The organism is Rhizobacter sp. P2_H2, from assembly GCF_056403375.1.
In genome coordinates, this window is the sequence record NZ_JBFUFP010000516.1 from 1 (window position 1) to 3,790 (window position 3,790).

At 71.3% G+C, this 3,790-nt stretch carries 6 protein-coding genes; 3 read left to right on the top strand and 3 right to left on the bottom strand.

The window, feature by feature from the left end:
- On the bottom strand, positions 1–1,051 hold a 1,051-nt coding region (locus tag AC1D15_RS21485), incomplete at its 3' end, for a winged helix-turn-helix domain-containing protein (RefSeq protein WP_477827567.1).
- Positions 1,052–1,173: 122 nt separating this feature from the next.
- Here AC1D15_RS21485 and AC1D15_RS21490 point away from each other — a divergent pair.
- Together AC1D15_RS21490 and AC1D15_RS21495 are read left to right on the top strand one after the other, a co-directional pair.
- Positions 1,174–1,446, top strand: a complete 273-nt coding sequence (locus AC1D15_RS21490) for a DUF4242 domain-containing protein (RefSeq protein ID WP_047513214.1) — start codon at positions 1,174–1,176, stop codon at positions 1,444–1,446.
- A 50-nt stretch (positions 1,447–1,496) separates the two neighbouring features.
- Positions 1,497–2,117: a flavin reductase family protein gene (locus tag AC1D15_RS21495; protein WP_477827568.1), complete on the top strand. Its 621-nt coding sequence runs from the start codon at positions 1,497–1,499 to the stop codon at positions 2,115–2,117.
- Between the two features lie 7 nt (positions 2,118–2,124).
- On the opposite strand, the gene AC1D15_RS21500 is transcribed toward AC1D15_RS21495, so the two are convergent.
- Complete coding sequence (locus tag AC1D15_RS21500; RefSeq protein ID WP_477827569.1) at positions 2,125–2,574, bottom strand: YybH family protein; 450 nt, start codon at positions 2,572–2,574, stop codon at positions 2,125–2,127.
- A 69-nt stretch (positions 2,575–2,643) separates the two neighbouring features.
- Positions 2,644–3,558 carry a LysR family transcriptional regulator gene (locus AC1D15_RS21505; RefSeq protein ID WP_047513205.1) on the bottom strand — a complete coding sequence of 305 codons (915 nt, stop codon included), beginning with the start codon at positions 3,556–3,558 and terminating at the stop codon, positions 2,644–2,646.
- Between the two features lie 118 nt (positions 3,559–3,676).
- Between AC1D15_RS21505 and AC1D15_RS21510 the strand changes: the two genes are divergently transcribed.
- On the top strand, positions 3,677–3,790 hold a 114-nt coding region (locus AC1D15_RS21510; RefSeq protein ID WP_477827570.1), incomplete at its 3' end, for an NAD-dependent epimerase/dehydratase family protein.

The window sequence follows — 3,790 nt, forward strand, 5'->3', positions numbered from 1 at the left end:
GCCGCTCGGCCAGCGCGGCCAGGCCGAGGGCCGGCAGCCGGGCCGCGGCCAGCTCGATCGCGAGCGCGTTGCCGTCGAGCCGGCGGCAGATGTCGGTGGCGGCATCGATGCTGCGCGCGTCGCCGGCCAGCGGGCTGCCGGCGCCGGCCGCGCGTTCGGCGAGCAGTTGCACTGCGTCGCAGCGCGCGGCCTCGTCGATGGAGGCCCCCTCGGGTGGCAGGCCGAGCGGCCCGAGCCGCAGCAGCCGGTGCGCCGGATCGCGCAGCGGCACCTGGCTGGTCACCAGCACCGACACGCGCGGCGTCGCCTGCACCAGCGCGCCGGCCAGCCGGGCCACCTCCGGCGCCAGGTGGTCGGCGTTGTCGAGCACCAGCAGCAGCGAGCGCGGCTTCAGCCTGCGCACCAGCGCCGCCAGCGTGTCTTCGCCGGCCACYGGCTTCAGGCCGAGCGTACCGGCGATCAGCGGGGCGATCTGCGCGCCGTCGGTCAGCGGTGCGAGGTCGATCCACCAGCTGCCGTCGCGGTGGCGGGCGCGGCGCCGCGCGGCGGCGGCCATCGCGAGGTGGGTCTTGCCGACACCGGGGCCGCCGCATACCGTCACCAGCGGGTGGGCGTCGAGCAGCGCCCCCAGTTCGGCCAGCTCGGCCGCGCGGCCGATCAGGGCCGGGGTGCGGGCCGGCAGGTTGCCGGGCGGCTCGTCCGATTCGCCGGATTCGCGGCCGGCAACGGCGGGCTGCGCGGCACCGCGCGACACCTCGAGCGCGAAGCGGTAGCCGCAGCCGGCGATGGTCGAGATCGCCGGCGCGCCCAGCAGCTTGCGCAGCTGCGCCACGTGCACCGCGATGTTGTTCTCCTCCACGACGAGGCCGGCCCAGACGAGCTGCATCAGCTCGTCCTTCGACACCTGCTGCCCGGCGCGCTCGACCAGCGCGACCAGCACGCCGAACGCGCGGGCGGTGAGCGTCAGCGGCTGGCCGTGGCGCAGCAGCAGGCGCTGCCCGGGCTGCAGCTCGAAGTCGCCGAAGCGGTACAGGACGGTGGGCGCGGGCATGGCGGTTCGCTCCTCGGGTGGCGGCGCGCCGGCGGGAATTCATGCGGAATTCAGACGCGCTTGATGACCGTGCCGGGCCCCGTGCGGGAGCATGGGACACCTCAACCCCGCAGGAGTGCGACATGCCCAGGTTCGTGATCGAGAGAGACATCCCCGGCGCCGGCCAGCTTACACCGCAGGACCTGAAGGCCATATCCCGAAAATCATGCGGCGTGCTCAACAGCATGGGCCCCAGCATCCAGTGGGTGCACAGCTACGTGACCGACGACCGCCTCTACTGCATCTACCAGGCGCCGGATGCCGCCGCGGTGCGCCGCCATGCGGAGCTGGGCGGGTTTCCGGCGAACCGGGTCTCGCAGGTGCGCTCGGTGATCGAGCCGGCGACGGCGGAGTGAGCCTCGTGTGAAGTCGCCCGGCGCGGCACCGATCTTGCGTGACCGCGCCGATGGACATCGACTTCCGCGAGCTCGGCGCCTACGAGCGCTACAAGCTGATGGCCAGCCTGATCGTGCCGCGGCCGATCGCGCTGGTCACCACGCTCGGCGCCGACGGCATCGTCAACGCCGCGCCGTTCAGCATGTTCAACATGCTCGGCGAAGACCCGCCGCTGGTGTTCATCAGCGTCAACCGGCTGCACGACGGCCGCTTGAAGGACACCGCGGCCAACATCCTGCGCAGCCGCGAGTTCGTCGTGCACCTGACCGACGAGGCGATGAGCGCGCAGATGCACGCCTGCGGCAGCGCGCTGCCGCCGCACCAGAGCGAGCTCGACCATGCCGGGCTCACGGCAGCGCCGTCGCGCTGCGTCGCGCCGCCGCGCATCGCGCAGGCGCCGGTGGCTTTCGAGTGCGTGCTGCACGAGACGCTGGAGACCGACAGCCGCTACGTCTTCCTCGGCCGCATCCTGTGGCTGGCGGTGCGCGACGGACTGGTCGACGCCGAGCGCTGGCGCGTGCGCCTGCAGGACTACCACCCGGTGGGCCGCTTCGGTGCGAGCTTCTACGTGACGACGAACGAGCGCTTCGCGATCGACGACGTGCGCGCCAACGCGATCGACGAGCTCTGACCTGCCTTCAGCGCTGGAAGATCGCCTTGGTCTCGCCGTCGATCGGTGCCGAGGTGTGCTGGTGGACAATTTTCCAGTCGTCGCCCTGGCGGGCCAGGGCCATCGTGATGCGGTTGGTCATCGAGCGCAAGGTGGCGCCGCCGGTGTCGATCGCGGCGAACGAGACGAAGGCGTGCAGCACGGCGAGGTCCTGCGCCACCCGGGTTCGCACCTCGCTGAAGGCCACGGTGACGCGCTCGTCGTGCAGCGAGCCGAACCAGCCCTGCACCATCTCGCGCCACGGCTGGCGTCCGTCATGGGACCAGCGGTTCCACATGTCGAACACCCGCACGTCGGCAGCGTAGAGCGCCACGAAGGCCTCGACATCCTTGGCGAGGACGGATTCCGCGTAGCGGAGCAGAAGCTGCCGGATCGCGGCGGGGGTGTCGGCGTCGGTGCCGGTGCCTGAACGGGTCATCGATGTCTCCTGGCATGAAGTGGTGGGTCTGCAGACGACGATCGGCGCGGTGCGAAATCGACAATGGGCTCATCCCGGCGGCGAAGCCTTCAGCACCTCGACGACGAACTCGATGAAGGCGCGCACCTTGGCCGCCGGCCATTGGCGTGACGGGTAGAGCGCATACAGCGGGAAGCGCTCGTCGGGCCAGTCGGGGAACAGGTCGACGAGCTGCCCGCGGTCGAGCTGCTCCTGGATGCCGATCGCCTTGATCTGCGCGATGCCGGTGCCGGCCAGGCAGGTCGCGAGCAGCGTACCGGGGTCGGTCAGCATCAGGCGGCCGGCGGTCGGCACCTTCAGGTGCTTGCGGCCGCGCAGGAACTCCCAGGCAAACGGCTGGCCGGTGGCCATGTCACGCACCTGGATGCAGGCGTGCTGCGCCAGGTCGCCGGGCGTGGCCGGGCGGCCATGCTGCTTCAGGTAGGCCGGCGACGCGACCGTGACGATGCGGCTCTCGAGCAGCTTGCGCGCCACCAGCGACGAGCTCGGCGGCTCGCCGAAGCGCACCGCGATGTCGAAGCCCTCGCCGACCAGGTCGCCGAGCTGCTCGCGGGCGATCAGCTCGAGCGTCAGGCCGGGGTGCAGCGCGAGGAAGCGCGGCAGGTGCGGCGCCAGCAGCAGGCGCGACGTGAACGCATCGGTGTTGACGCGCAGCCGGCCCTGCACGGTGCCCGACGAGCTGGTGGCGTGCGTCACCGCGTCTTCGATGCCGAGCACCAGCGGGTTGATGTCGGCATAGAGCCGGCGGCCTTCGTCGGTGAGGTTCAGCGAGCGGGTCGTGCGCTCGAGCAGGCGCACGCCGATGCGCGCCTCCAGCCGCGCGACGGCCCGGCTGACGCCGGACGGCGTCATGCCGAGCGCCTCGGCGGCGCGCACGAAGCTGCCGCCTTCGATCACCGCGGCCAGCACGCCGACGTTGGAGAGCAGGCGGCCATCGAGTGTCATCGTTCGCTCAATTCGTGATTCAGTGTCACCAATGATATGCCGCTGGTTGCCTTTACTCAAATGGTACCGCTTCCTACGATTCGCCTCCTGATTGACGAATCGACGAAAGGAAGTCTTCATGCATGCCATCACCGGAATCACCGGCCAGGTCGGCGGCGCGGCCGCTCGCGAGCTGCTGGCGCGGGGCGAGCGGGTGCGCGCCGTCGTGCGCGATGCCGACAAGGGGCGCGCC